This is a genomic window from Streptomyces sp. NPDC040610 (assembly GCF_055594065.1).
In genome coordinates this window covers 275,424-300,808 of the sequence record NZ_JBVIXA010000010.1, presented here as the reverse complement: position 1 = coordinate 300,808, position 25,385 = coordinate 275,424, and the positions used below count along the sequence as shown (strand labels likewise).

Below are 25,385 nucleotides of genomic sequence, written 5' to 3'. Positions count from 1 at the left end.
GTGCACAGAGCGCCGACGGGGCGACACGGGGCTGTTCTCACGAGGAATGCACGCCTGGCTGGGGTGGATATATGTCGGTATCTGAAGTGGGTTCGCAGCACGTTCAGTACGAGGAGGAGGTGTCGCGGTCCGGGCCGTCGGGCCCGTTCGAAGTGGTGGACGGCTGTCTTGATCCCGCCGCCGTCCTGGCGGCGGTGCGCACGGTCATCGCCGGGCAGACCTGGCCCAGGGAACCGGCCCGTCTGCAGGAGGAGGGGCCCGGCGGGTGCGCGGTGCGCGTCGAGGGCACCGTCCTGTCGGTGCGCAGCGCTCCCCTGCCCGCCGGGCCACCGGGAACGCTCGACGCCGTGGCGTCCGCGGCGGGCGGGCACCGGGTGCTGGTGTCGGCGTCCGGGCCGCTGCCGCCGCGCGCGCAGTCGGTGTTCGCCGCGCTGGTGGAGGAGCTGGGGCGGCGCGCGCGGTGCTACACGCAGGCCGAGGCCGACTCGATCGTGGCGGCGATGCCGCTGCTCGGCCGCTACGACGCTCCCGAACCCGCCTTCGCCGAGTGGGCGTTGATCTTCCGCGACCACTACGTGGAGAACAGCGTGGGCCTGCTGCTCGCCATGGAGCGGGCCGGGATCGCCCCCGAGTGGATCTACGCCCTGTCCAAGGGCGACCGCACACTGCACCGCGACCGGGTGCACGCGTGGTTCCTGCACCGCGGCTACGCCAGCGACGTCCTGGACAACTCCGTGATCAACGGGACGGCGGACGAGGCCGCCCGGGCCGAGGCGCTGGCCGTCGACGCCCGCGTGGAGGACTTCATCCGCCGGGCGCACGCCGTCGGTCGCAAAGTCCTCGTCATCGACGACGGCGGGCTGCTCGCCCAGGGCCGGGGCAGCGACAGCGGACTTGTCGAGCCGGTGGACGCGGCCATCGAGCTGACCGTGAGCGGTCTCAAGCGCATCAACGACGCGCCGGGCCGCCTTGCCGTGCCCGTCCTGAACATGGCCCGCTCGCAGCTCAAGTCCCGTCTCGGCTACAACGAGATCGCCGACTCCTGCGTGCGCCGGCTGCGCGCCATCGTGCCCGGTGAGAAGTTCATCGGCCGCCATGTGCTCGTCCTCGGCCACGGCACGCTCGGCAACCGCGTGGCGCACGCCCTGCGCGCGCTCGGCTGTCGCGTCCATGTCGTGGACACCGACATCCTGGCGCTCATCACGGCCGCCGAGGACGGTTTCGAGACGCACCGCACCATCGCCGAGGCGCTCACCGACCACCGGCCCTTCCTCATCGTCGGAAGCAGCGGCGGCACGGCCGTCACCGAGCAGGACGTCCCCCTGCTCGCCGACGGCACGCTCCTCGCCGGTTTCGCGACCAAGGACTTCAGCGTGCTGAGCGAGGGTCGCTGCGGCGCGACGTCGACGCCCGTCCCCTACGTGGGAGTACGCCACCACCTGCCGCACGGCGCGACGGTCACGCTCCTCGGCGACGGCCGCTCGCTCAACCTGTACGAGTACGAGGGCATCGCCAACCGCGGGTACGACGCCTACCGGGCCGGAACCCTGCTCGCGGCCAAGCGCCTGTGCCGGGACGTGGACTCCCTCACCCCCGGGGTTCACCTCGACGTCGTCGACGAACTCATCGACGAGGCCGGCCTCTTCCCCGCGTACTACGACTGCTACCTGCGGGAAGGACGGCCTGCGGGCACCGGGCCGTACGACACCGCGACGCCCGGGGGAGACGCCCATGTCCGGTAGGACACATGTGTGCGTCGTCGGCTATGGAGTCGCGGGACAGCTGCACCACCGGCTGCTCAGCGGGCTCGGCGTGCGCGTCTCGGTCGTCGACCCGGCCGCCGCGCGCCTCGCGCCCTCCCTGCCCGCGTTCACGCGGATCGAGGACGTGCCGCGCCACCCGCCGGTCGACGTCTGGTCGGTGTGCACGCCCACCGCCACGCACGTGGAGACGGCCGCCGCCGTCCTGGACCGGGACCCACGCGCCCGCCTCCTCGTCGAGAAGCCGGTGTGCCGCTCCTGGGAGGCCCCCGACCTGTCCGCGCTGCTCGCCAAGTACGACGAGAGCCACCTGGTGGTCATGGACCAGTACGCGCACGCCGCGGCGCCCGGCATCCTCAGGGCCGCGCGCAAGGAGTGGGCGCCGGGCCACCCGGTCGACGCGGTACGGGTCGCCTTCGGCAAGGACCGGCGCGCGGACATCTCCTCGGGCCGCTTCGTCGACCGCGACTACGGCGTGTTCGGCTACGAGTGGCTGCACATGCTCGCGCTGCTCGGCACGGTCCTGCCGCCCGGTGTGCACGACCGCTACCTGGCCACCGAGCCCGGCCCCCACGACCTCAGGGTCGCCCATGACCCGGGGCTGACGAGCGTCGCGGCCCACGACCTGACGTGCCCGCAGGACGGGCCCGCCGTGGAGCTGTACTCGACGATCGTCGGCCCCCAAGCGGGGCCAGGCTGCCCCGTCCCCGCCTGGTGCCCGCGGACACCCACCGGCGCCCAGACCAGACAGCGCCTCGTCCAGGTCGACACCGGCCCGGTGTCGTTCAGCCTCGAACTGGACCCGGTGGGGCTGCCCGGCGGCACTCCCCTGCCGCGCAACATGCACCGCCTGACCATGCGCCGGGCCGAGGGCGCCCGCGAGTGGCTCATCCACGACTCGCCGATGGAGAACGCCCTGCGCTGGGCCCTGTCCACGCTCTTCGCCCCGGGCGCGCGCCCCGCACCGGACCTGCGCGGCATCACCCGCATCAGCGGGCTCGCCGCCCGGGCCCGCGCCCAAGAACAGCTGCCCGTCGGCGCGCCGTCACCGGCGCGCCGGACCCCGACCGTGGAAGTGAAGTCGTCATGAGCAGCGTCTGCCTCGTCATCCCCAGCAATCCCTTCGACCGGTACTTCATCCAACTGCCCCTGGACGCGGTGACCGCCGCCGGTCAGCTGCGGGCCGCGGGCCACTCCGTGACCATCTGGGACCAGCGTCTGCAGGACGCTCCGGCCGACGCGGGACCGTTCGACGTGCTGGTCGTCTACAGCGCCATCGCGGACCGGGCCCAGTGCTACCCCCTGGACCTCGCCCCGGTACGTGCTGCCGTGGAACGAGCCGTCGCCCGCTTCCCCACGGCCCGTACGGTCGCGGTCGGCCCGCACGGCACCCAGCTGCCCGAGTCCACCCGCGCCGACCTGGCCGTGGACCACGTGGCCGTCGGCGAGACCGACTCGGCGACCGTCGGCGCTGTCGCCGATCTCCTCGCGGGCGTCGAGGACCGGGTCCTGTGCGACCGGAGCACTCCGCACAACTTGCTCGACTCCCCGTCCCCGCGCCCGAAGCCCTACCCCGCCATCCCCCTGGACTCCTTCGCCTTCCCCGCCTTCGACCTGGTGCCCACCGCCGACTACACCGCCGAGGTCATCTCCGGCGGCCTGCCGCTCCCGGGCCCGTGCGGAATGGTCCTGGCCGCCCGCGGCTGCACGTACGGCTGCACCTACTGCCATCTGCCGTTCGGCACCCGCATGCGCACCCAGCCCCTGGACCGGGTGGTCGCGGAGGTCGAAGCCCAGCAGGAGGCGGGCCTTGAGTTCGTGTTCTTCCTGGACTACGTCTTCGGCATCAACCGCACCTTCTACGGCGAGCTGTGCGAGCGTCTCCAGGGCCGCGGTCTGGGCTGGGTGGGGCAGACCCGGGCGGAGATGGTGCTCAAGAGCGATGTGACGCAGTGGGCACGGGCGGGCTGCCAGGGCATGTGGCTGGGCGCCGAGTCGCCCGCGGTCGCCGACACCGGCGTGCACAAACGGGTCACCGAGGAGCAGATCAAGCAGGCCGTCCTGAAGCTGCGCGACGCGGGCATCGTGCCGTTCGCGTTCGTCCTGATGGGCCTGCCGGGCGACGAGGCCTGCATCTCGGGCCGACTCGTCGACTGGGCCGCCGAGATGCCCGCCTGGTTCGGCATCAACCAGCTCTATCTACGTCCGGGCACCACGCTGTACGACCAGCTCGCGCCCGAGCACAACGGCGGCCGGATGCCGACCACGTGGCGCGAGGTGGAAGAGGTCACCCGGCACTACCGCGCCACGTACCCGATCGACCTGGACGCCCAGCAGCAGCGCCTGACCGAGCTGCCGAACTTCCTGGGCAACTCCATCGTCCCGACGGCGGGGTGAGGCACGTGCTCCGCTTCGGCGTCATCGGCTGCGGGGTGCTCGGCTCGTTCCTGGGGCGTCTGCTCACCCACGAGCAGGAGGGCCTGCCCGATGCGGCCCGCCTGGTGGCGGTGGCCGGCCGTGATCCGCGGCGCACGAAGGCCGCGGCCGAGGCCCTGGGCTGCGATCCGCTGACCGTCACCGACCTCCTCGCCCGGCCCGACGTCGACGCAGTGGTGGTCTGCACACCGAGCGGCACGCACGCCGACGTGGGTGTGCGGGCGTTGCGGGCGGGCAAGCACGTGCTGGTCGAGAAGCCGGTCGACGTCAGGCTCGACGCCGCCGACCGGCTGCTCGACGCCGCGCAAGGCAGCGGCCTGGCCCTGGGGGTCGTCTCCCAGCACCGCTTCGACCCGGCCGTGCGCCTCGTCAAGTCGGCCGTGGACGGGGGCCGGTTCGGGAAGCTGACCTCCCTGGTCGTCGAGCTTCCGTGGTGGCGCGAGCAGTCGTACTACGCCTCCGGCTCCTGGCGCGGCACTCCGGACCTCGACGGTGGCGGCGCGCTGATCAACCAGGCGGTGCATCTGGTGGACCTGGCCCAGTACCTGGCCGGTCCGGTCGCGGAGGTCGCGGCGCACACCGGTCTGCTCGCCCACCACGACATCGATGTCGAGGACGTGGCGAGCGCGAGTCTGCGCTTCGCCGAGGGCGCCTTGGGGGTGCTCCTCGCCACCACGGCCGCCTATCCGGGGCGCACCGCCCGCCTCGCGGTGCACGGGGACCGCGGCAGCGCGGTGATCGACAACGACGAGCTCATCTACTTCCACGCGGCGCGCGAGGGCGAACGGGCCGCCGCCTACGGCGCGTTCGGGACGGGCAACCAGGCCGCCGACGTGCTGCCGCCACAGCGGGCCGAGCCAGTGCGCGACCGGGGCGGACTGCTCTACGGGCCGCATCGCGACCAGCTCGCCGACTTCTGCGCCGCCGTGCGCGAGGGCCGCCCGCCGCTGGCCGACGGGGACGGCGCCCGCCGCGCCCTGGAGGTGGTGACCGCCGTCTACGCCTCGGCCCGCTCCGGCGCACCCGTGCGCATCGGGCACCCCGCTCCGCCCAGCTGTTCACCCGCACTCGAAGGGACCTCGCCATGACCGAGACCGCCGCGTCTCCCCCGCCCGCCTCCCGCCGCTCCACCCAGCCGGTCTCCCGCTCCACCCGGACCGTCGAGCGGCCCGCCACCGCCGACAAGCGCAAGGCCGCGCTCGCCGGGCTCTTCGACCGCAGCGCCCCCACCTATGAGCGGGTCGGCGTCAACCACTTCGCCGAGCTCGGCCGACGGCTCGTCGCCCGGGCCGACGTGCTGCCCGGTGACCGGCTCCTCGACATCGGGTGCGGCACCGGCGCCGTGCTCGTCCCCGCGGCCGAGGCCACCGGCGCCACGGGCAGCGCGGTCGGCGTCGACCTGTCGGCCGGGATGGTCGCGCGCTCCCGTGCGGCGCTGCGCGAGGCGGGTCTGGCGCACGCCCACGCCGTGGTCGCGGACGCCGAGACGGTCGACTGGAGCGCCCAGGACGGTGTGGTTCCGCCCGCGGACGGCACGCTGGACGTCGTTTTCGCCGGTATCTCGCTGTTCTTCCTGCCCCACCCGCGCCAAGCCGTCGCCCGCTACCGGGAGTTGCTAGGACCCGGCGGCCGCCTGGCCGTGTCCTGGTGGGGGCGGCCCGACCCCCGCTGGGACCCGGTGTTCGCGGCCAGCGCCCCCTACGGGCGCGGTGGTTCCTCGCACGCGCTGCCCGACGACAGCCCCTTCCGTTCTGTGGAGGCGCTGCACGCGATGCTGGAGGAGGCCGGTTATGCCTCGGCGGAGACCGTCGAGCAGCCGTGCGTGACCCGCTTCCGGGGGCCGCACCAGTGGTGGGACTGGGTCTGGTCCACCGCGGGGCGAATGTTCTGGGAGGGCGTGCCCGCCGCGTCGCGCGAGCGGGCCGAGGCGGCGGTCAACGCCGAGCTCGACCGGCTGCGGGCGCCCGATGGAAGCCTCTCGACCACATCGGCGGTGCGCTTCACGGTCGCGCGGGCGCACGGGTCGCCGGGCGGCGCGGGGGCGGTGCGGTGACCGGGGTCGGTGACGTGATGCGGGCCGACGCTGCGCCGCGGGTTGGCGGGGCGCCGGGGGCGGGCGGAACTCCGGACGCGGGCCGGGCGCAGAGGGCTGACGGGGCGCCGGGGGCTGGCGGAACACCGGACACAGGCGGAACGCTGCACGCGAGCGCGCCCGCGCCGAGCCCGCTCTTCTCCGCCCGGTGGCTGCGGTGCGCCGCCGACCTGACGGCCGCCGAGCCACTGGACGAGGGCTCGGCGGTGCGCCTCGGCCTCTGTCTGACCGACGCTCCCGCCGGAACCGCGGAGCGCGTCCTCGTCCAGGCCGACCTGTCCACCGGGCACCTGCGCCTCAGCGACGGGGACTGGGGCGAGCGGCCCGCCCTGGTGCTCACGCTGAGCGTCGCCGACGCCGCCATGTTCCTCTTCGGCGACGCGGTGGGCCGGGTGCGGCTCTTCGAACGTGACGGGGTGCGCCTGGAGGGCGTGTTCCTGTTCGTCTTCTTCCTGGACCGGATGCTCCAGCAGGACCGGGCGGGTGTCCTGGCGCGGCTGCGCGCGGTGACCACGGACCTGCCCCCGGCCCGGGACACCGCGCCCCGCGCCCGCCACTCGCACCCGGCGCCGGGCCGGGCCGACGCCGTGGAGGAGCAGCACGAGGACGAAGCCCGCCGCCAGGCCGAGGAGATCCTGCCGGGCACCCTGGCCGTCCTGCGCGGGGAGCTCGGCCGCAGCACACCGGGCGCCCAGCTCGCCGTCGTCCACCGCGCGTCGGGCACCCGCCTCTCCGTGGCCCTCGGCGACTGCCGCCCCGGTGTCCCCTTCACCCGCGCCGCCCTGCCCATCTGGTACTGCTGCTCCAAATCGGTGGGCGCCGCCGCCGTGGGCCAGCTGTGGGAGCGGGGCCTGCTCGATCCGCTCGCGCCCGTCTCCGCGTACCTGCCGTGGTTCACCGGCGACGGCCGGGAGACCGTCACGCTGTACCAGCTCCTCACCCACACCTCGGCCGTGCCCATGGGCCTCGATCCGCTGCACGGCACCATGGCCGCTCCCCTCGCACTGCGCCGGGAGCGGCTGCGCACGATGACGGTGCCGCCCGACGCCCGGCCGGGCACCCGGATCGCGTACGCGCCGTGGTGGGCGTGGTTCCTGATCGCCGAGGTGGTCCGGGCCCTCGACGGGCGCGACTACGAGCGCTACCTCACCGAGGAGGTCCTCGCGCCCTGCGGCATGGACGCCACCCGGGTCGTCCTCAGCCCACGGGAGTACCGCGACGCCGCCGACCGGCTGCCGCTCATCCACCTCGCCGGGGGCGGCGCCCCCCTCCAGGCCACGCACTGGTACGCCACCGAGGCGTCCTGCACCCGCCCCATCCCGGGGCTCAACATCCGCGGCCCGATGTCCGATCTGGCGCTGTTCTTCGAGGCCTTGATGGACGGTGGACAGGGCCGGACCGGCCGCGTGCTCGGACCCCAGACGGTGATGGCGCTGACCGCGCGCCACCGGGTGGGTCTGGTCGACGCCTTCGGCAACGCGGACTGGGGCCTCGGCTTCCGCAACGAGTCCCACCATCTGGGCGAGATCTGCACGGCCTTCAGCCGCCACGCCTCGCTGCGCGCCTTCGGCCACTACGGCCTGTGGACGTCGTCGGCCTTCGCGGACCCGGACGCCGGGCTCGTCGTGGCGCTGCACCTCAACGGCAAGACATGGCAGGAGGAGCACCAGACACGCATGATCGCGATCGGCGACGCCCTCTACAAGGACCTGGGCCTGATGTAGACCGTCAGCCCCTCCCCCAACCCCGCATCCCATGAACGGAGTTCGGTATGACCAACCCCACCCCGCCCGGGCCCGCCACGCCCGATTCGCCGCACGCCATCATTGATCTCGCCGTCGCCTTCTGGAAGTCCAAGGTCCTGCTCAGCGCCGTGGAACTGAAGGTCTTCGCCGCCTTGGCCGAACAGCCCGCGACGGGCGAGGAGTTGCGTGGCCGCCTCGGCATCACCGGGCGCGGCGCCGCCGACTTCCTGGACGCCCTGGTCTCGATGGGCCTTCTGGAGCGACGGGGCGGCGTGTACCACAACTCCCCGCTCGCCGACCGGCACCTGGACCCGGCCAAGCCCGCGACCGACATCTCGGGCTACCTGGAGTTCCTCAACGCGGGCTTCCCCTGCTGGGCCGGTCTCACGGAGGGGCTGCGCACCGGCGGACGGCTCGACTTCACCCGCGCCCTGGCCGCGTCCGGCAACTCCGACGGTTCGGGTGAGGCGGCGCCGACCGAACCCTCCCTGGTCGAGGCCGACGCCGACAGCGACACCTTCGGTGAGGCCTTCGCCGCGCCGGACCAGGTCACCGGATTCCTGCGGGCGATGACCGGCTACAGCATGGGCGCCAACCACGCGCTCGCGGAGACCCACGACTGGCGGCACGTGCGCACGGTGGCGGACGTGGGCTGCGCCGAGGGTTCCCTCCTGGCCCAGATCCTCACCCGCCACGAGCACGTGGAGGGCATCGGCTTCGACCTGCCCGTGGTCGAGGAGGGGTTCACGGCGCACACCAAGCAGCTCGGCATCGCCGACCGGGTGCGCTTCGAGGGCGGTGACTTCTTCACCGGCCCGCTGCCCACGGCCGACGTCCTCGTGATGGGGCACGTCCTGCACGACTGGGACCTGGACATCAAGAAGATGCTGATCCGCAAGGCGTACGAGGCGCTGCCCGAGGGCGGTGCGCTGCTCATCTACGAGTCCCTGATCGACGACGACCGCAGGGACCGCACCACCGGCCTGCTGATCAGTCTGAACGTGTCGCTGGTCTCCGCCGGGGGCCTCGGCTACACGGGCGCCGACTGCCGCTCCTGGCTGGAGGAGGCCGGTTTCGCCGCGACGTCCGTACGCCATCTGGACGGCCCGGAGTACCTCGTCGTCGGCACCAAGAAGGCCAAGTAGCACGGAGCGCGTGGCGAGCTGACCGAAGCCCGGAGGGGCGGCGGGGGTGGTCTCCGTACGAACAGCCGGTACCGCGCCCGCCGCTCTCCCTTGAGCAGGAGCACACGTATACCGATGAATCCTCTGAACCTGCCGAGCCGTACGGCCGGCCAGCTCGGGCCGCTTCCCGACTTCCTGCCCGCCGAGGACGGCGTGGCGGAGGTCGTGCCCGTCGTCGCGCCCACGGGCGACCGCGTCTGGCTGGTCACGGCCTTCGACCTGGGCCGCGCGGTCCTCACCGACGAGCGGTTCAGCCGCGCCGCGGCCGTCGCCCCCGAAGCGCCCGCCATCCACCCGATGCGCCCTGACCCGGCGGCCCTGACCAGCCTCGACCCACCGCAGCACACCCGACTGCGGCGCCTGGTGAACCGTCCGTTCATGCCCCGGGCCGTGGCCGGTCTGGAGGAGGGCATCCGGTGGCAGGCCCGCCGTCTCCTGGCCGGGCGGGACCGGATCGACCTCGTCGCGCAGTACGCGATGCCGCTGTCGGCCACCACCATCTGCCGCGTCCTCGGCGTGCCCGAGGCCGAACACACCGAGTTCGCCGGTCTCGCGGACCGCGCGCTGGGCGTCACCACCGGGACCTTCGAGGAGCAGGGCCCGGCCCGCGACGCGCTGCGCGCCTACATCGGCGAGCTCGTCGACCGGGCCCGCCGCGCCCCCGGCGAGCACGTCCTGGGCACCCTGGCCACGGCGTACGACGAAGGCGGCGCGCTGAGCCACGACGAGCTGACGGCGCTGGTCGAGCTGCTCCTCAACGCGGGCTATGAGACGTCGATCGGCCAGCTGGGCCTGGCCGTCGTCTCGTTGCTCGAACACCCCGAGCAGTGGCACCGCCTGGCGACAGCGCCGCGCCGCGAGGCGGCCGCGGCGGTGGAGGAGCTGCTGCGCCACGCGCCAGTCGTGCCGATGGGCTTCACACGCGTCGCACGGCAGGACGTGCGACTCGGCACGGTCGTGGTGCGGGCCGGGGAGGCGCTCGTGGTGTCGCTGCTGCACGCGAACTTCGACGCACGCGCCCACCACGACCCCACCCGCCTGGACCTCACTCGCCGCCCCGCCCGCCACCTGACCTTCGGCCACGGCGCGCACACCTGCCTGGGCGCCCAACTGGCGCGTACGCAACTCCGCATGGCCCTGGAGGAGCTGGCCACGGCCGCCCCCGACCTCACTCCCCGCATCCCCCTGTCCGCCCTGAGCTGGCGCCGCCCCGAGGCGGTCGTCCGCGGCCCGCTCACCCTGCCCGTGAACCTGACCCCACCCCGAACAGGAGCCGCCACCGGGCGACACCGCCCATGACCGGACGCCACGCACCAACTGCGAGCGGACGGCCCCTGCACGCCGAACCCGTTCCCGCCTTGGACGAGGCAACGAACGCGCCCCACAACGCTGTTCGATCCGGCCTCGTTCAGTACTGTGCCAAGTACCCCGATTCGGCGAGCGATCAGGGAAAGGGATGAGGACGATGAAGGTGCGCACCCGGGCCCGACCGGCCGTCGCAGGAGCTGTCCTGTCCGTCCTCGTGATCGGCTCCCCACTGGCCATGGCCGACTCAGGCGCCCCCGCCAAGCTGTTCACGGGCGGCGGTCGCGGGACGACTGCCGCGGTGGCGATCCAGAGCGCCATCTGGGACGCGGAGGCATCGGCCGGCGCCGAGCAGCTCTACACCTGCACCCTCGCAGGCGAGCCCCTCGTGTTCGAGACCATCAACGATCCGAACTTCGGCCACGTGTTCCGCGCCGAGGCGACCGTCAACTGCACGCCCTGAACCTCCAGGATCCTTCACGTGCCGTCGGTGGCCCGCGCGAGAAACCGTTTGGCGGGCCCTAGCGGCCCCTGCTACTTTCACGGTGGCCGTGCGAGAGAACAAGGAGGTGGTACCCGTGAACGAATCGACATGGGTGCTCTCCTCCGGGGTCACGGTTGGGCGATAGGTCGTCCGGGAGCGCCGTTCAGCAGCACTCCGAAAGGCACGACCATGGCCCTTCACTTCACGTCCGAACAGCGCCTCGACGACGGCGTCCTCGAACGCGAATTCCTCCTCGGCGAGATCCCCGGCATTCTGTGGACGCCGGAATCCGTATCCGTACCAGCGCCGCTGATCCTGCTCGGCCACCCTCCTCTCGGGCTGCGCAAGATGTACCCCCGACTGGTGGACCGGGCCCGGCACTCCGCGGCTGAGGGCTTCGCCGCCGCCACCATCGAGCTCCCCGGGGGCGGTGACCGGTCCGGTTGGGCCGGCGCCGATCAGGCCCGGGCCGACCTGCGCCGGGCTCTGGAGGCCGGCGAGCCGGTCAGCGACGAGATCATCGACGCTCTCATCCTCCCGCTCGTCGACAGGGCGGTCCCGGAATGGCAGGCCGCTCTGGACGCCCTCCTGTCATTGCCCGAGATCGGCGGCCCGGTCGGGTACTCGGGGGGAGTGATCTCCATCGGTGTCCGCCTTGCGGCGGTCGAGCCGCGCATCGTGGCCGCCGGTCTCTTCGCCGGGAGTTTCGTGCCTCGCGCCATGTTCGAGGAGGCCCGCCGAGTCACCATTCCGCTGCACGTCCTGCTGCAGTGGGACGACGCGGGGAACGACCGACAGGCGGCCCTGGACCTGTTCGACGCCTTCGGCTCCAAGGAGAAGACCCTGCACGCCAACATGGGCGGGCACACCGGCGTCCCGCAGTTCGCGGGAGATGCCGCGGCCCAGTTCTTCGCCCGGCACCTGAAGTGAGGCCGGGCCGTCAGGCCATGAGCAGACGGTAAGCCAGGTCGGCCGGGATGCTGCTCGTCGAGGGCAGCTCCCGGGGCTCCGCTGCTGTTGAAGCTGTGGGCCCCTGCCGACTCGGCAGGGGCCCACGCTGGTACTCGCCCGGCCGCCGGTCAGGCAAGGAGCTCGTCGGCGTCACCTCGTGAACGTGTAGCAGGGCGTCGGCCCGGGGGGGGCTCCCCTTCTGTTGTCCTGATGTCACAGGAGCTTGTGCGGAACGGTTTTGCTCAGCTGTGGAACGGTTTTGATCGGCAGGGCCTCTCCTTATCCGTACAGCTGTACCCCTAAGAGGAGTTGTTCCGTATGGTGCGTCGCTTTCGTGTCCTGCTGCTGACCGCCCTGGCGCTGGTCGCAGGCTCGGTGATGTCGTCCCCACCGGCCTTCGCTGTCATCGGCGGGTCGAAGAGCACCTACGGCCCGTGGGCGGTACGCATGCTCGTCGACGGCAAACCGGCGTGCACCGGGACAGCGGTCAGCCGCCAGTGGATCCTCACCGCCTCTCACTGTTTCTACGAGCAGGCACGGCCGGTCGCCGACAAGCGGATCTCCTTCCGGGTGGGCCACCTCGACATGCGCAAGGGCACCACGGTCCGCCCCCTGCCCCACAAGCGTGTGGGCAGCGCGCACGCCGACATGATGCTCATCAAGGTCGCGCCGATGAACGTCCGCCCGGCGCGCCTGTCCACCGTCGGCGTCCACCGCGGCCAGGCCGTGCGGCAGTACGGATGGGGCGCCACCTGCACCACGGACGAGAGCGCCTGCCAGTCTCGCGTCCTCAAGCAGGCGGACCTGAAGGTCGTCCGGCCCAACGACCCCGTGTGCGCGCCGCACATCACTCCGAGCGGCCCCGACTTCTGCATGAAGAAGGTGTCCGGGATTCCCGCCGGGGGCGACTCCGGAGGCCCCGTGATGACCGTCGGCCCGCGTGGCACCGAAACCCTCGTCGGCGTCTTCAACGGCTCCGACCGGGACAAGGGCGCCGAGGCCGGAAAGGTCTCCCAGCAGCTCTCCTGGATTCGCTCGGTCATCCGGCGCTAGCGCCTGCACCGCGGGCGGCCACCGCCTCGCGCCCGGCGCGCCGCACTGCCGCCCCCTGCCCCCTCTGCTGGCCCTTCTCCCTGTGGTGAGAAGGGCCAGCAGCTTTTTGAACGGCGCCGGGTAGATGGTGTTGCGTCGCGGGCGGGCGGATTGTCGCCTATCGGCTCAGTGCGCTGTGCTCGTGGCGTGGGGCGCTGTGGGGTCGCGGTGCTCGGGGCTGTTCGACGTCGGCTCCGTGTGAACGGGTGTGCCGGGCGACGGACAGCTCGCAGCGACCGTCCGTACACGAGCGCCGCAGTCGGCCGTTCGAGATGGTCTGGAGCAGCCCGATCGTCCAGCACAGGGGGCACCCGCGCAGTGCGAGCAGCCCCAGGGGTGCCAGCAAGAGACTGGTCAGCCCGACTACCGGGATGAGCAGGACCGAACCGGCCAAGGCGCCGAATCCCAGGGTGCCGCGCGCCAAATGCCTGGGCAGCGACGTGCTGGCGAAGTTCTGCCGGTCAGTCATGGCGGGCTCCCGGAAGAGGATCGGGTGTTCCCTGCAGTGCCTGGCGAACCGCCGCGCGGGCGCGATGCAGCCTCGATTTCATCGCGGCGGTACTGAGTCCGAGCGCATCGGCGACCATCCGTCCGCTGTAGCCCTGGATGTCTCGCAGGATCAGCACACGTCGTTGATCGGCGGGCAGGTCGGCGATCGCCTTCGCCACCCGACTTGCCTCCAGGCGTTGCAGCACATCGTCCTCGAACGACGGCATGACGGTGTCCGGGACCGGCCCGTGGCTGCGCAGCGTCAGTCGCGCCCGCCGCAGACACTCGTTACGGACGATGCGGAACATCCACGACGCCAGCGCACCGGAGGCCCGCAGCATTCCGATCTTGCGATACAGGATGATCAGCGCTTCCTGCGCCGCGTCCTCGGCGTCCTGGGGAGTGGCGCACAGCGAATACGCGAACCGCTGGACATGCGGGTGCGAGCCGGTCACCAGAGCGGCGGTGGCTTCGACGTCGCCCTCCTGTGCCGCGGCGATCAGCTGATCGCCGGGCCATGTGTAGTCAGCCACGCGAGCGCCCCCGCTGACGCCGCACGATGAACGTGCACACACAGATGAGCACAGCCGCGACGATGACGGCACCAATGATCACGACAAACCTCCGGTTCCTGTGCCGACGCTGCTGTCCGCACATGCTAGAGAGGCACGAGCGCCGCCAAAGGATTCACCTCAACCCGACGGAGCGGTGCGTGCTCACTGCGTGACCGGGCTGCGCGGTGGTGGCCGCCGCATGCTGTAACCGCCACAGGGGCCTGTGAACGTGCGCGTACGACCCTGCTGGGGTGGAATGGAAGAGTCCGTGTGGAGCAGGGCCGGCCCCGACTCTGCTCCGTAAGAGCAGCAGCCGCTCAGTGCTCCACGGCCCCAGGTCATGCCGCGCAGTGACTGCCGCATTCCAGGAGGCCACGATGACCACACATCGCACTCCCGTGATGTTTATCCACGGTTTGTGGCTCCACTCGACGAGCTGGCAGGGGTGGGCGGACACGTTCCGCGACGCCGGATACGAGCCGATCATGCCTGAGTGGCCCGGCGTCCCCGCGACCGTCGCCGAGGCGCGACGCCGCCCCGAGGACCAGGCCGGTGTCGGGCTCGCGGAGATCTCCGAAGCGCACGCCCAAGTCATCCGGACCCTCGACACCCCGCCCGTACTCGTCGGGCACTCGGTCGGCGGCTTCATCGCCCAGCACCTGCTCGGCCAGGGCCTCGGCGCCGCGGCCGTCGCGATCTGCCCCGGCCAGATCAAGGGCGTCAAAGCCATCGGCCCGGCCCAGGCGAAGTCGGCGTTCGCGTTCCTGCGCAACCCCGCCAACACCAAGCGCGCCGTCTCCCTGAACCAGGCGCAGTTCCGGTACGCCTTCGCCAACGCCGTACCCGAGGAGGAGTCCGACGAACTCTTCGAGCGGTGGACCATGCCCAGCCCGGCCCGCCCACTGTTCCAGCTGGCTCTGGGCAACTTCACCCCGAACTCCGCGGCGAAGGTCAACACCGAGAACGAATCCCGGGGGCCGCTGCTCCTGCTGTCCGGCAAGCTCGACCACACCGTCCCCGATGTGCTGACCCGCTCCACTTTCAAGCAGTACCGGAACTCCAGCGCCGTCACCGAGTACCAGTGCTTCGAAGACCGGGGCCACTCCCTGATCGTCGACCACGGCTGGCCCGAGCTCGCCCGGACCTCCCTCACCTGGCTCCGCAATGCGGCACCCATGGCCGCGGCAGGCTGACCGCTGCTGAGGGTCCCGCATCGGGGCGACGTTTCGCCTGGCCGGGGGCGGCTGGCGCCGTAGCGGCGCCGGGGCGGGGGCCAGGGGACCGTAGGGGCGAGGCCGTTCGGTGTCTTCGGGCCTGCGCGGCGTCCTAGTGGTGAGCTTCAGTTCGGTCCTTCAGTTCGGTCTTGGCGCAATTCGTCGCGTGACATGAGCAAGCACCGCACGTCAGCCACCCGAGGTGGTCCATACCTGCCGGGCCGCCTTGCCGTGCCTCATTGTTCGACGCCGAGCCCGATGCCACGATCGTCGTCCAACGCCATGCGCCCCTGCGGGTCTCCTCCCCCAAGGACCGAACGCCTGAGGCCGGGACCATCGGCCTCTTCAGCCGCAGGCGGAGCGTCACGAGGCTCGGAGCACGGCCCGCACACCTCAAGACCACGGAGGTCTCCATCATGCGACCCGTCACCGCCGGTCTGGACGGCTCCCGCGAAAGCCTGGCTGCCGCCGAGTGGGCAGCTCGCGAGGCCCAGCGTCGCGGCCTGCCCCTGCGCCTGGTGCAGGCCTGGATCTGGCGTCAGCAGGACGTGCCCGTCGCGGAGGAGCTGGACACCCAGAAGCGCTGGGCCCTGAGCGTCCTGGACGAGGCAAAGGACCTGGTGTGCGACCGGCATCCGGGCCTGGCCGTCAGCACGGAGCTCATCTCCGACACGGCCCCCGCCGTGCTGTTGGCCGAGTCGGAGGCGGCCGAGATGCTCGTGCTGGGTTCCAGCGGCCACGGGGCCGTCGCGGGATTCCTGCTGGGCTCCGTCGGGCAGCAGGTCCTGGCCCGGGCGAAGCGCCCAGTGATCATGGTGCGACCCGGCCATCGCCCGCCCCAAGAGCTCGGCGGCGAAGCGGAACACGACAGCGGCAAGGTGGTCGTCGGTCTGCAGGAGCCCGGTGAGGTTCCCGCGCCGCTCCTCGAATTCGCTTTCGGCGCGGCCGCCGCCCGTGGGGCCACCTTGCATGTGGTCCACGCGCCCGACCTGCCGCCGCTGTACGGATACGGGCCTGCCGTCGGGCGGCTGGCCGGGCAGGAGGGCGGGATCACCGGGCAGGCCGAGAAGGCGCTCACGGACGTCTTGAAGCCGTGGCGCGAGACGTTCCCGAAGGTGCCTGTGACGCACACCGTCGAGCTGTCCCACGCCTCCGGCGTCGTCCTCGCAGCCGCCGCCCGGGCCGCCCTGGTGGTGGTCGGCCGCAAGGTCCACCGCCGCACGCTCGGCATGCGCATCGGACCGGTCGCGCATGCCGTGCTGCACCACGCGAACGCCCCCGTGGCCGTCGTACCGCACGACTGACGGCCGTGTGCTCGGCGACTTCCCCACCGGCCTGGAAGCCCCCAGGGCCGGTGGCGGTCGCAACTAGGTGCTGAACACGGCGTTGCGGCGCAGCTGTTCCGCGCACCACCGGAAGTGCCCGTCGCTGTCGTCCAGACCGAAGAGGTCGTAGGTGGTGAGGGCGTATGCGGCCTGGTAGGCGGTGAGGGTCGCGGGCGCGTACCCGAGCTCGTGGGCGAAGAGCATGGTGAGTTCCGTGGTGTGCTCCTCGGCGTGGGGGCCGTACATGTCCCAGACGGCAGCGGTGACGGCGGCCTCGAAGGCCGGGTCGCCCGCGGTCGTCCAGAAGCCGAAGTCGAGCACCGCGACGGGCTTGCCGACCGCGTCGATGTGGATGTTGGGCGCGACGAGGTCGCCGTGGATCGCTGTCACCGGGGCGTCGGGGAGCGAGCGCAGTGCCTTGCGTGTGCGGGCGACTCCCGCGTCGAAGTCCGGCACGTGGACGGCCAGGGCGTCACCGTGCCGGGCCGCGGCCCGGGTGACCAGGGCCGCAAGGGCGTCGCGGAAGCTGTCGTGATCCCGCCACAGCGGGCGGTCGTCGCCCTGGACGGTCAGCCGGCGCATGGAGTCGGTGCCGGGCACGGAGGCCAGGCCGCGCAGAACGGCGAGCAGCGCGTCGCTCTCCTGGGTGGGCAGTTCGCGCTCGTAGTCCGCGTGGGCGGAGTCGACCCGCATCGAGGCTCCGGGCAGTTCGCGCTCGTACGTCACCAGGACGTCCTCGTGGTCCTCGACATCGAGGATCTCCGGGGTGGAGAACGGCAGCGGATGCCGCGCGATGTCCGCGTACACCTGGCGGGTGAGGTCGAAGTCGGCCGGCGGCCGACCGCTCCAGACCTTGGCGGCCAGGCCCTCGCTCAGCCTGTAGACGACCCCTTCGACACCGGCGCCGATGCGGCGGACCTCCGTGTGCCCGCGGTCGGCGAAATACGCGAGCCATGGGTCGGAGAGCGGGGCTTCCACGCTCGGGGTGTTCTCCATCCTCGTATTAGAGCAGCAGCCGTACCGACCTCTCCGGGGGTTTTCGTGCTGCGTCTCGCCCGCACCCCGAGGAAGCGTCAGCAGGGCAGGCGCGCTTTCGGAGCAAGCCCTGGGGAAATGGTCGTGCCGAACATTGGGTGCCTTCGGCGACATCGATTGTGCGACAGTGACCCGATGTTGCGTTTCGCTGCCTCGCCGGAACCGGTATCAGCTGATCCGGTACGCGCTGTGCCGAGTACTCTGCTGACCCAGTCCTGGCTCGACTTGTCGTTCCTGCATTGGGCCGTCGACCCTGCGGACGTGGCACCGCTGCTGCCGATCGGGACCGTACCGGACACCTACGAAGGGCTGACCTACGTCGGCCTTGTGGCGTTCCGGATGCACCGGGTGGGCTGGTTCAGGGCGCCGGGGATCCCGTACTTCGGCACCTTCCCAGAAGTCAACGTGCGGCTCTACTCGGTGGACCGGCAGGGTCGGCGTGGCGTGGTCTTCCGTTCGTTGGAGGCGGCCCGGCTGCTTCCGGTGGCCATTGCCCGCGCCGCCTTTCAGCTCCCCTACACCTGGGCGAGGATGGCGATTCACCGCGACGACGACACCATCACGTACTCGAGCAGCCGCCGCTGGCCGGGACCGCGCGGATTGCGCTGTCGGCTCAAGGTCCGGATCGGCGAGCGGGTGGAAGAACCGACTTCCCTGGAACACTTCCTCACCGCCCGTTGGGGGATCCACAATTCGCTCTCCGGCCGATCGGTCTACCTGCCCAACAGTCATCCTCGTTGGCCACTGCACCGAGCTGAACTTCTGCATTGTGAGGACCATTTGGTGTCCGCCGCGGGGCTGCCGACGCGTGCCGGGCCTCCCGTGAGCGTGCTGTACTCCCCCGGTGTGCCGGTCCGCATGGGCTACCCGGCCGGGCCGGGCTCGGTGCGGCCGACGCCGGACCTGTTGGGATCATGAACCTGTGAAGCTCATTCTGCGCCGCGTCTGCGCGGTCATTGTTCTGCTCTCGGGTGCGTCCCTGGGCCTTTGGACCGTTGCCGGATCTCCTCAGGACTGGACGGGCGGGATGTGGTGGGTCCGTCTCGTGCTGGGCATGAGCGGGCTGGGACTGGTCGTCGCCAGCGCGCGGTTGATGTTCCCGGATGACCGCGGAAAGGACCGGGACGACGACCGCGACCCGACAGCGGCGTCGTCCACAATGGCCGGGCCGGTGGACGACCTCTTCCAATGACGCGGGCGGATCTTCGATGACGACCGGCTCCTGGCCCGTCCAGGCGGCGTGTTCGTGGAGCCTATGTCGGCGGTCGGCGGTCGGCGGTCGGCGGTCGGCGGCATGCTTCTGGGTACGGGGCGGCGAGAAGATGAGTGCGCCTACTCACGCCCGGGCAGCCACCGGCGGCCGACGATGAAGATCCACCTTGTCGAGCCCGGGAGACCGAACATGCTCAGCCGCCTCGCCGACGTCCTGGCGCCCGCCGTCGGCCGCCTCACGATCACCGCCGACGCGGGCGCCGAACTCGCCCCCGGCAGTATCGTCGCCGCCAATCACACGTCACTGGCCGACCCTCTCCTCGTACTCGCCGCACTCCACCGCCTCGGGGCCCGGCCGGTCGTCATGGCGGCCGCCGGGCTGTGGCGCGTCCCCGTGCTCGGCCGCGCGCTCGCCCACGGCGGCCACATCCCCGTCCACCGCCGGGACCGACGCGCGGCGAACGCCCTGGACGACGCCGCCGAGGCCCTTCAGCGCGGCCACCTCGTGTTGATCTACGCCGAGGGCGGTCTCCCCCATCGCCTGGACGCGGCGGAAGCCTCGCCCGGCACCTTCCGCAGCGGCTTGGCCCGGCTCGTCCAGCGCACGGGCGCTCCGGTGGTGCCCGTGGGGCAGGCCGGCGCCCGCCGGATCACATCGGGCAGCGTGCCCAAGCAGCTCACCGGCCTGCTCACGGCGCCGTTGCGCCGACCCGGGCTCCACGTACACGTCGGGCGTCCGCTCGAGCTGAGCGGGCACGGCACCGCGCCGACGGAACAGGCTCACGCGGCGGTGACAGCGGCCTGGCACACGGCGGCCGCACAGCTGGGGGAACGAGCCGCGCTCGCCGCGTAGCCCACTACGCGTCGCGTGACGCGCGGGAGGCCGAGCGCGTACGGCGCGCCGATCCACGCGAAACGCTCGGCTGCGGCGGGATCCCGGCGCCGGGCGGCAGATCCTTGCCCGTCGAGCGAATGTCCCCTCTACGATGGGTGATTGAGCTGTTGCCCAGCGTCCGGGAGGCCGCCATGGATCCGCGTACGGACCCTGAGGCCGTCAAGCCGCGCCCGGACTGGCCGCCCAGGACGCCCCCGCCGCCGAAGAAGCCGCTGTCCCCGCCTCCCCCGCAGGCCTGCCCGGAGTGGGGCTCGCCGGTGAAGCTCGACGCGCTGCGCGGCCGCACGGTGATGGCGGACCGGAAGGGCGCTGCCTGGACTCTGGAGGCTGAGCCCTGGGCCGCGAAGAGGGCGGTCGCCGAGGTTGCCGCGAAGCTCACTCAGTGGGGGCTGCGCGGCCCGGTCCGTCTGGACGACGTGGTGCGGTTCCTGATCATGGCTGTCGTGAGCGACGGGGGGCGCCACGTCAGCCTTCATCTCGGTGAGCAGGACGACCAGGCACTCATCCTCGCCTTCAGCCACCGACCGGGGCCCGCCGACCTCGGCCATCCCGTACTGCCCCGCCTGCGGGAGCTGGGGGCCGTGAGCTGCGGCATGGAGGTCACGGCGGAGGGGCGGCAGGTCTGGGCTGTCCTCGACCTGGCCTCCTGACCTGGCTGCTGGAGAAGCACGGCCCGCCTGTCGGAGCGCCCTACGGTGTGCGGTGCTGCTCGATCAGGGTGCGGGCCATCGCCTGGGCCCGGCGGGCCGCCTCGGCGTCGCCCTCCGCCGCTGAGATGATCGAGCCTTTCATCAGGATGTGCCACGAGCGGGCGAAGGAGTCCGTGTCGCGCAGTCCCGCCTCCTCGGCCATGGAACGCACGATGGCGCGGATGTTCTCCAGGTGCTGGATGCTCGCCCGCCCCAGCGGGTGGCTCCAACGCATTTCCAGGAGAACGTTGATGAACGAGCAGGCGTCGAAGTCGTCCCGGCGGAACCACTCGTCGAACACGTCGAAGACGGCGAGCAGCCGCTCCTCCGGGGTGCGGCCACGCTCACGGGCCCCGGCCTCGACGGTCCCGAGGGTCCATCGCTGCTCCCGGCAGGCGAGGAAGGCCAGCACCAGGGCGTCCTTCGACGGAAAGTGCCGGTAGAGCGTGGCCTTGGCCACCCCGGAGCGAGCCACGACCTCTTCCACTCCGACATCACGGATACCGCGCTGCGAGAAGAGCTCATAGGCCGCGTTCAAGATCCGCTCACGAGGAGGGAGTTCTGCCTGCATCGTCTGTCCAGAATAGGGCTGTACGGCGACACTCGCCGCTGCCAACGTGAGGCATGCGGTAAGAGACAGACCGGTCTTACTCCCTTCAGTCCACTCTCTCGCTCATGCGTGCACACTGCCGAGAACTGTCGACTCCGACAAGGACGTTGCCACAAAGTCGCCAGCGGTGGGTCCGCCGCATGGTCTGCACTTGCTGCCGGGAGATCTCCCGGCAGCAATCGTGAGCGTCAGGAGCAGTACGTGGTTCCTGATGCGGGAGGCCCTCCCTGTGCGGAATGCGCGGGATCACAGCCCGCACAGGGAGGACAAGGTCTTGCGGTACGTTGCGGGTTGCGGGCCGTGCACACCCTCAGCCAGACCGTAGGTCGGCCCGGTGCCCCGGACAAGGCGTGGCTTGGACAGAGTGGGGCTCACTCGGGTGTGCCGAGGGTAACGGTCACTTCGCTGAGCTTGAATTCTTGCGCTGATTGGCGTTGAAGCGCGCTTTCTTCTGACGATTCCCGCACGTGTTCATGTCGCACCATTTGCGGGTGCGACTCTGACTGGTGTCGAAGAAGGCGGCCAGGCAGGTCGGTGAGGCGCACAGGGCCAGTTTTCCGTCGCGCTCGCCCGCGATGATGCTGATCGCGTCGGCGGCGATCACGCCGAGGGCGTCTTCCACGCGGGAAGCTGAGCCGAGCCGCCACCGCCGCGCTCCCTCGGGCGTCAGGACCGCCGCGGCCCGACCCTGAGCACTGCGGTCATTGATGACTTGGACGGCAGGCGCGGGGAGAGCGTCCTGGAGCGCGGCCGCTGTCGCGGCGGCGTGGATCGACTCCCGCAGTTCCCGGGCGAGGTCGAGCTGGGCAGTGGTGCAGGAGTCCACGGCGAGGCCGTTTGCCGCCAGCCAGTCGACGAGTCGGTGTGGTGCGGGAATGCGCTCCACGGGGTTGCCATGACGCTCCGACAGGGTCCCCGTGAAGCTGGTCGCCAGCACGGTGCCGAGGCGGAAGTCAGGGAAGCCAGCGCTCATGGAACCACCTTAGCCGGTTGCCGCGTGACGCGGAGGACTGCTAGAACCGTCTTAGCCGGTTCACGCCAGGACGTAGCCGGTTCCTCGATGGTCAGGAGGTCTCATGCCCCGTCTCACCAGCGACGTACAGCCATATGAAGCCCGTGCGACTGACACTGAACTCGACGACCTGCGTGCGCGGCTGGCCGCGGCGCGGCTGCCGGAGACCGAGACGGTCCGCCGCGCCGCGCCCGACCCGCGCCGCTGGGAGCAGGGTGTTCCGCTCGCCGACCTCGTCGATGTCGTGGACTACTGGCGCACCGGGTACGACTGGCGGTCGTTCGAAGAGCGCCTCGACCGGATCGGCCAGTTCCGCACGACCATCGATGATCTGGGAATCCACTTCCTGCACCGCCGGTCCGCGCGCGCGGATGCCACTCCCCTGGTCTTGACTCATGGGTGGCCGGGCAGTGTCGCCGAGTTCATCGATGTAGTGGACGAGCTGGCAGATCCGAAGGATGCGGGCGCGCCGGCGTTCCATGTCGTGGTCCCGTCGCTTCCAGGGTTTGGTTACAGCGACAAGCCGGCCGTCACCGGGTGGGGAACGGAAAAGATCGCGGCCGCCTGGGTGGAGCTGATGGGAAGGCTCGACTACAGCAAGTTCGTGGCCCACGGCGGCGACTGGGGAGGCAATATCACCACAGTGCTCGGCGGCAGGTTCCCGGAGCACGTTCTCGGCATTCACACGACGTTCGCGGAGGGGCCGCCCGGGTTGACGACGAACGGGCTGACGGCGGTCGAGCGCAAGTGGACCGAGGAGACCCGCCATTTCTGGCGCCATCGTGCGGCGTACGCCAAGCAGCAGGCGACCCGACCGCAGACCATCGGCTATTCGCTCGTCGATTCACCGGTCGGGCTTCTTGCCTGGATCCTCGACAAGTTCGCCGAGTGGTCGGACACCGAGGACAGCCCGTTCGAGAGGATTTCCATGGACAGGGTCCTTGACGACGTCACCCTGTACTGGCTGACGCGGACCGGCGCATCGGCGGCCCGCATCTATTACGAAAGCCACAACTCGCTCGATCCCGAACTTCGGGTCGATGTCCCGTCGGCGATCACTATGTATCCCCGTGACATCGAGAAGTGCCCGCGCCCCTGGGCGCAGGAGCGGTACCGGCAGATCGTCCGATGGGGATCGCCCGAAATCGGGGGGCATTTTCCGTCGCTGGAGGTTCCCGAGTATTTCGTCAAGGATCTCCAAGAGGGCCTCGCGGCGGTGCTGGCCGCTCGGCGGTGAACGCGGCGGGGCGCCTCGGTGAACGCGGCGGAGTGCCAGCGGTCGGTCACCGCTTGATCCGGCTCAAGCTGTTGCCCGGCGGATTCCGGCCGGGCTCATCGAGACGGCAGGGTGGCCTCAGGCGGCGAATCCCACATTGGTCACGTACTCGTACTGACCCCACTGGCTTCCCAAGTCCACGATCTTCTCCACCCAGGCGTCATCCAGCGCCGCGTCGTCCGCATCGGTCCAGGCCCGTACCAGCGCGTCCCACTGACGGACATTCAGGCTCCGGAATTCCACGACCCGCTGGCGCGGCCTGGGCACCTGGGACTGATTCAGCGGGTGAATCTCGACGCGCGTGCCGCGGCCTCCCGCGTTCAGGCGCCGCAGGAGATACCGGGCGACGTTCTGTCGCCGCACCGCACGGTAGGACGTCTCGATGCGGTCCAGGTTCCTCTTCGAAGGCCTGCGCCTGCCCTCGAGCCAGGCCTTGAGCGTGCGGTCGGTCACCGTCAGACCAGCAGTCCGTGCGGCCTGGCGTGCATGGTCGCTGCGCGTCAGGTAGTGCAGCCTCGCCAGGAGGCCCCTGCGAGACGTCACGGACGTAGTGAAATAACCGGCGAGAGCATCGAGCTGACGTGCGACAGCCTCATGACCCTTGACGCCACGAGCACCGTACTTCCCGAAATCACGAACCCTCTCCGACACCTAAACCCTCCGATGCAGCAAGCTATTCACCAGCAGCCAGAATACCCCAACTCCGGCCACTGCGCACGCAATTACACACCCATCCGGGTGTCTCAATACAACACCATGACTCGGAATTGATGTGCGACTTCACTGCAACAAGGGCTGTAAATTCCAGGAGACTGGGCAAGGGTTGCCTGCTGTGGATTTTCCCTTATGCGAAACGGACCTGGTGAGTTTCTCCCGTTCACCGTGGCGCCGGAGGGCGACGGGCCGAGAGAGCCTGGGCGATGCAAGCTGTCACCGCGGGGATGACGGCGGTCATCTCCGGGCGCCAGCCCGGGACGGCATTCACTTCGCAGATGGTGAAGGTGTCCTCGGTGGCGAACAACAGGTCCACCCCGGCGATGTCCAGGCCCAGGGCGCGGGCCGCGCGCGCCGCCAGCTCTTCCGCCTGCGGGTAGCGGCCGGTGCAGCGCGTGGCGGCGCCGCCCTTGGCGATGTTGGCGGCGAGGCCGCCGTTGCCGGAGGTGTGCAGGACAGCGTCCACCGGCTCGCCGTCGACCACGATCACGCGCAGGGTGCGGCCGTGCGAAGGGGACACGTACTCCTGGAAGAGAAACGGCGCCTCCCGTGTGAGGCTGCCGGCCACCGTGCTGAGCAGGTGCGCGTCAGGGGCGAGGAAGACCTGTTCGCCCTTGGCGCCGCTGACGGACTTCACCACGCACGGCGTGCTCAGGTGGGGGCTGCGCACAACGCCTTCCAGAGGAGCGGTGGCATAGGAGAGGGTGTCGGGAACCGGCAGCCCGTCCAGGGCGAGTGCTTGCAGTTGCCGGACCTTGTTACGGGACTTGAGCTGGGCGTCGGCTGTGTTGATGAGGGTGCTGCCCATGTGTTCAAGGTGCCGCAGCAGGGTCACCTCGCGGTCGTCGTGCATGGTGCCGGCCACCTGGCGCACGCACACCACCTCGGGCGCGGGCACGTCCGCGCCTCCCAGAGTGCGCAGCACCAACTGGCCGTCCTGGACGCCGAAGAGCAGTTCGTCGGTGTGCCAGACCGCGAAGCGTGGGCCGTACACATCGGCCAGGGCTGCTGCCAGATCGCGAGTGGACCGGCGCAGCACTGCTGGTCGCTGCCGCACCAGCATCCACACATCGGCAGGTTCCGAAATCGCCGACAGGGCATGGGGCGGTGCGACCACTCTGGCTCCTCACAACTTTGCCGCCCACTGCGTGCGGGCCGTCGAGGGAGCAAGTCTCTCAGTTCCGTGATCGTGACGTCACGACGGGTAGAGGTCGGCTAGAGGTCGGCGCCCCTCCGCGTCGCTCTCCGGCCGTGCGCCCTCGGCGGTGCGGGCCACCCCGCTCCGGACCGCATCACCGCAGGTGATGGCAC

At 71.0% G+C, this 25,385-nt stretch carries 24 protein-coding genes; 18 read left to right on the top strand and 6 right to left on the bottom strand.

Annotation, left to right across the window (positions count from 1 at the left end):
- Positions 1 to 71 precede the first annotated feature (71 nt).
- From ACZ6AA_RS30710 to ACZ6AA_RS30660, 11 genes are all read left to right on the top strand, one after another.
- The gene (locus tag ACZ6AA_RS30710; RefSeq protein ID WP_468484117.1) at positions 72 to 1,742 is read left to right on the top strand and encodes a Rossmann-fold NAD(P)-binding domain-containing protein; all 1,671 of its coding nucleotides are present in this window, start codon (positions 72 to 74) and stop codon (positions 1,740 to 1,742) included.
- Positions 1,732 to 2,850 (top strand): Gfo/Idh/MocA family oxidoreductase, encoded by a 1,119-nt coding sequence (locus ACZ6AA_RS30705; RefSeq protein WP_471461358.1) that lies wholly within the window; start codon positions 1,732 to 1,734, stop codon positions 2,848 to 2,850. Before ACZ6AA_RS30710 ends, ACZ6AA_RS30705 begins: the two co-directional genes overlap by 11 nt.
- The gene (locus ACZ6AA_RS30700) at positions 2,847 to 4,157 is read left to right on the top strand and encodes a B12-binding domain-containing radical SAM protein (protein ID WP_471461356.1); all 1,311 of its coding nucleotides are present in this window, start codon (positions 2,847 to 2,849) and stop codon (positions 4,155 to 4,157) included. The genes ACZ6AA_RS30705 and ACZ6AA_RS30700 overlap by 4 nt, the downstream gene beginning before the upstream one ends.
- A 5-nt stretch (positions 4,158 to 4,162) precedes the next feature.
- Positions 4,163 to 5,284, top strand: coding sequence for a Gfo/Idh/MocA family protein (locus ACZ6AA_RS30695; protein ID WP_471461353.1), 1,122 nt, complete (start codon positions 4,163 to 4,165; stop codon positions 5,282 to 5,284).
- Positions 5,281 to 6,249, top strand: coding sequence for a class I SAM-dependent methyltransferase (locus tag ACZ6AA_RS30690; RefSeq protein ID WP_471461351.1), 969 nt, complete (start codon positions 5,281 to 5,283; stop codon positions 6,247 to 6,249). The genes ACZ6AA_RS30695 and ACZ6AA_RS30690 overlap by 4 nt, the downstream gene beginning before the upstream one ends.
- Positions 6,246 to 8,012 (top strand): serine hydrolase domain-containing protein, encoded by a 1,767-nt coding sequence (locus ACZ6AA_RS30685; protein ID WP_471461348.1) that lies wholly within the window; start codon positions 6,246 to 6,248, stop codon positions 8,010 to 8,012. The genes ACZ6AA_RS30690 and ACZ6AA_RS30685 overlap by 4 nt, the downstream gene beginning before the upstream one ends.
- Positions 8,013 to 8,059: 47 nt before the next feature.
- Positions 8,060 to 9,178: a methyltransferase gene (locus ACZ6AA_RS30680; RefSeq protein WP_471461346.1), complete on the top strand. Its 1,119-nt coding sequence runs from the start codon at positions 8,060 to 8,062 to the stop codon at positions 9,176 to 9,178.
- A 114-nt stretch (positions 9,179 to 9,292) separates the two neighbouring features.
- Positions 9,293 to 10,516, top strand: coding sequence for a cytochrome P450 (locus tag ACZ6AA_RS30675; protein ID WP_471461344.1), 1,224 nt, complete (start codon positions 9,293 to 9,295; stop codon positions 10,514 to 10,516).
- A gap of 166 nt (positions 10,517 to 10,682) precedes the next feature.
- The gene (locus ACZ6AA_RS30670) at positions 10,683 to 10,985 is read left to right on the top strand and encodes a hypothetical protein (RefSeq protein ID WP_471461341.1); all 303 of its coding nucleotides are present in this window, start codon (positions 10,683 to 10,685) and stop codon (positions 10,983 to 10,985) included.
- Between the two features lie 210 nt (positions 10,986 to 11,195).
- The gene (locus ACZ6AA_RS30665; protein ID WP_471461339.1) at positions 11,196 to 11,936 is read left to right on the top strand and encodes a dienelactone hydrolase family protein; all 741 of its coding nucleotides are present in this window, start codon (positions 11,196 to 11,198) and stop codon (positions 11,934 to 11,936) included.
- A 339-nt stretch (positions 11,937 to 12,275) separates the two neighbouring features.
- Positions 12,276 to 13,010, top strand: coding sequence for a S1 family peptidase (locus ACZ6AA_RS30660; RefSeq protein ID WP_468461196.1), 735 nt, complete (start codon positions 12,276 to 12,278; stop codon positions 13,008 to 13,010).
- Positions 13,011 to 13,510: 500 nt separating this feature from the next.
- Here the strand turns inward: ACZ6AA_RS30660 and ACZ6AA_RS30655 are convergent, their stop codons facing one another.
- Positions 13,511 to 14,071: an RNA polymerase sigma factor gene (locus ACZ6AA_RS30655; RefSeq protein ID WP_471461336.1), complete on the bottom strand. Its 561-nt coding sequence runs from the start codon at positions 14,069 to 14,071 to the stop codon at positions 13,511 to 13,513.
- 398 nt (positions 14,072 to 14,469) lie between these two features.
- Here ACZ6AA_RS30655 and ACZ6AA_RS30650 point away from each other — a divergent pair, with 398 nt between their 5' ends.
- Both ACZ6AA_RS30650 and ACZ6AA_RS30645 read left to right on the top strand, forming a co-directional pair.
- Positions 14,470 to 15,285: an alpha/beta hydrolase gene (locus ACZ6AA_RS30650; RefSeq protein WP_468461200.1), complete on the top strand. Its 816-nt coding sequence runs from the start codon at positions 14,470 to 14,472 to the stop codon at positions 15,283 to 15,285.
- Between the two features lie 437 nt (positions 15,286 to 15,722).
- Positions 15,723 to 16,610 carry a universal stress protein gene (locus ACZ6AA_RS30645; RefSeq protein WP_471461334.1) on the top strand — a complete coding sequence of 296 codons (888 nt, stop codon included), beginning with the start codon at positions 15,723 to 15,725 and terminating at the stop codon, positions 16,608 to 16,610.
- 63 nt (positions 16,611 to 16,673) lie between these two features.
- On the opposite strand, the gene ACZ6AA_RS30640 is transcribed toward ACZ6AA_RS30645, so the two are convergent.
- Positions 16,674 to 17,627, bottom strand: a complete 954-nt coding sequence (locus ACZ6AA_RS30640; protein ID WP_471461332.1) for a phosphotransferase family protein — start codon at positions 17,625 to 17,627, stop codon at positions 16,674 to 16,676.
- A 174-nt stretch (positions 17,628 to 17,801) separates the two neighbouring features.
- Here ACZ6AA_RS30640 and ACZ6AA_RS30635 point away from each other — a divergent pair, with 174 nt between their 5' ends.
- From ACZ6AA_RS30635 to ACZ6AA_RS30620, 4 genes are all read left to right on the top strand, one after another.
- Positions 17,802 to 18,584, top strand: a complete 783-nt coding sequence (locus tag ACZ6AA_RS30635; RefSeq protein WP_468483785.1) for a YqjF family protein — start codon at positions 17,802 to 17,804, stop codon at positions 18,582 to 18,584.
- A 4-nt stretch (positions 18,585 to 18,588) separates the two neighbouring features.
- Positions 18,589 to 18,858: a hypothetical protein gene (locus ACZ6AA_RS30630; RefSeq protein ID WP_468483784.1), complete on the top strand. Its 270-nt coding sequence runs from the start codon at positions 18,589 to 18,591 to the stop codon at positions 18,856 to 18,858.
- Between the two features lie 210 nt (positions 18,859 to 19,068).
- Complete coding sequence (locus ACZ6AA_RS30625; protein ID WP_468483783.1) at positions 19,069 to 19,731, top strand: lysophospholipid acyltransferase family protein; 663 nt, start codon at positions 19,069 to 19,071, stop codon at positions 19,729 to 19,731.
- 173 nt (positions 19,732 to 19,904) lie between these two features.
- Positions 19,905 to 20,423, top strand: coding sequence for a hypothetical protein (locus tag ACZ6AA_RS30620; protein ID WP_471461327.1), 519 nt, complete (start codon positions 19,905 to 19,907; stop codon positions 20,421 to 20,423).
- Between the two features lie 40 nt (positions 20,424 to 20,463).
- Here ACZ6AA_RS30620 and ACZ6AA_RS30615 read toward each other — a convergent pair whose 3' ends face one another.
- Positions 20,464 to 21,000: a TetR/AcrR family transcriptional regulator gene (locus ACZ6AA_RS30615; protein ID WP_468461209.1), complete on the bottom strand. Its 537-nt coding sequence runs from the start codon at positions 20,998 to 21,000 to the stop codon at positions 20,464 to 20,466.
- A 469-nt stretch (positions 21,001 to 21,469) separates the two neighbouring features.
- Positions 21,470 to 22,045: a CGNR zinc finger domain-containing protein gene (locus tag ACZ6AA_RS30610; RefSeq protein WP_468461211.1), complete on the bottom strand. Its 576-nt coding sequence runs from the start codon at positions 22,043 to 22,045 to the stop codon at positions 21,470 to 21,472.
- Between the two features lie 103 nt (positions 22,046 to 22,148).
- On the opposite strand from ACZ6AA_RS30610, the gene ACZ6AA_RS30605 reads away from it, so the two are divergent.
- Complete coding sequence (locus tag ACZ6AA_RS30605; protein WP_471461322.1) at positions 22,149 to 23,321, top strand: epoxide hydrolase family protein; 1,173 nt, start codon at positions 22,149 to 22,151, stop codon at positions 23,319 to 23,321.
- 117 nt (positions 23,322 to 23,438) lie between these two features.
- On the opposite strand, the gene ACZ6AA_RS30600 is transcribed toward ACZ6AA_RS30605, so the two are convergent.
- Positions 23,439 to 24,011 (bottom strand): transcriptional regulator, encoded by a 573-nt coding sequence (locus tag ACZ6AA_RS30600; protein WP_468461214.1) that lies wholly within the window; start codon positions 24,009 to 24,011, stop codon positions 23,439 to 23,441.
- A gap of 226 nt (positions 24,012 to 24,237) precedes the next feature.
- Positions 24,238 to 25,191 carry a RimK family alpha-L-glutamate ligase gene (locus ACZ6AA_RS30595; protein ID WP_471461316.1) on the bottom strand — a complete coding sequence of 318 codons (954 nt, stop codon included), beginning with the start codon at positions 25,189 to 25,191 and terminating at the stop codon, positions 24,238 to 24,240.
- Between the last annotated feature and the right edge of the window lie 194 nt (positions 25,192 to 25,385).

Excerpts from the sequence above, each read along its gene's own strand:
- ACZ6AA_RS30710 (WP_468484117.1), top strand. The coding sequence starts at position 72 with ATGTCGGTATCTGAAGTGGGTTCGCAGCACGTTCAGTACGAGGAGGAG.
- ACZ6AA_RS30705 (WP_471461358.1), top strand. The coding sequence starts at position 1,732 with ATGTCCGGTAGGACACATGTGTGCGTCGTCGGCTATGGAGTCGCGGGA.
- ACZ6AA_RS30700 (WP_471461356.1), top strand. The coding sequence starts at position 2,847 with ATGAGCAGCGTCTGCCTCGTCATCCCCAGCAATCCCTTCGACCGGTAC.
- ACZ6AA_RS30690 (WP_471461351.1), top strand. The coding sequence starts at position 5,281 with ATGACCGAGACCGCCGCGTCTCCCCCGCCCGCCTCCCGCCGCTCCACC.
- ACZ6AA_RS30680 (WP_471461346.1), top strand. The coding sequence starts at position 8,060 with ATGACCAACCCCACCCCGCCCGGGCCCGCCACGCCCGATTCGCCGCAC.
- ACZ6AA_RS30675 (WP_471461344.1), top strand. The coding sequence starts at position 9,293 with ATGAATCCTCTGAACCTGCCGAGCCGTACGGCCGGCCAGCTCGGGCCG.
- ACZ6AA_RS30670 (WP_471461341.1), top strand. The coding sequence starts at position 10,683 with ATGAAGGTGCGCACCCGGGCCCGACCGGCCGTCGCAGGAGCTGTCCTG.
- ACZ6AA_RS30665 (WP_471461339.1), top strand. The coding sequence starts at position 11,196 with ATGGCCCTTCACTTCACGTCCGAACAGCGCCTCGACGACGGCGTCCTC.
- ACZ6AA_RS30660 (WP_468461196.1), top strand. The coding sequence starts at position 12,276 with ATGGTGCGTCGCTTTCGTGTCCTGCTGCTGACCGCCCTGGCGCTGGTC.
- ACZ6AA_RS30650 (WP_468461200.1), top strand. The coding sequence starts at position 14,470 with ATGACCACACATCGCACTCCCGTGATGTTTATCCACGGTTTGTGGCTC.
- ACZ6AA_RS30645 (WP_471461334.1), top strand. The coding sequence starts at position 15,723 with ATGCGACCCGTCACCGCCGGTCTGGACGGCTCCCGCGAAAGCCTGGCT.
- ACZ6AA_RS30640 (WP_471461332.1), bottom strand. The coding sequence starts at position 17,627 with ATGGAGAACACCCCGAGCGTGGAAGCCCCGCTCTCCGACCCATGGCTC.
- ACZ6AA_RS30635 (WP_468483785.1), top strand. The coding sequence starts at position 17,802 with ATGTTGCGTTTCGCTGCCTCGCCGGAACCGGTATCAGCTGATCCGGTA.
- ACZ6AA_RS30625 (WP_468483783.1), top strand. The coding sequence starts at position 19,069 with ATGCTCAGCCGCCTCGCCGACGTCCTGGCGCCCGCCGTCGGCCGCCTC.
- ACZ6AA_RS30620 (WP_471461327.1), top strand. The coding sequence starts at position 19,905 with ATGGATCCGCGTACGGACCCTGAGGCCGTCAAGCCGCGCCCGGACTGG.
- ACZ6AA_RS30610 (WP_468461211.1), bottom strand. The coding sequence starts at position 22,045 with ATGAGCGCTGGCTTCCCTGACTTCCGCCTCGGCACCGTGCTGGCGACC.
- ACZ6AA_RS30605 (WP_471461322.1), top strand. The coding sequence starts at position 22,149 with ATGCCCCGTCTCACCAGCGACGTACAGCCATATGAAGCCCGTGCGACT.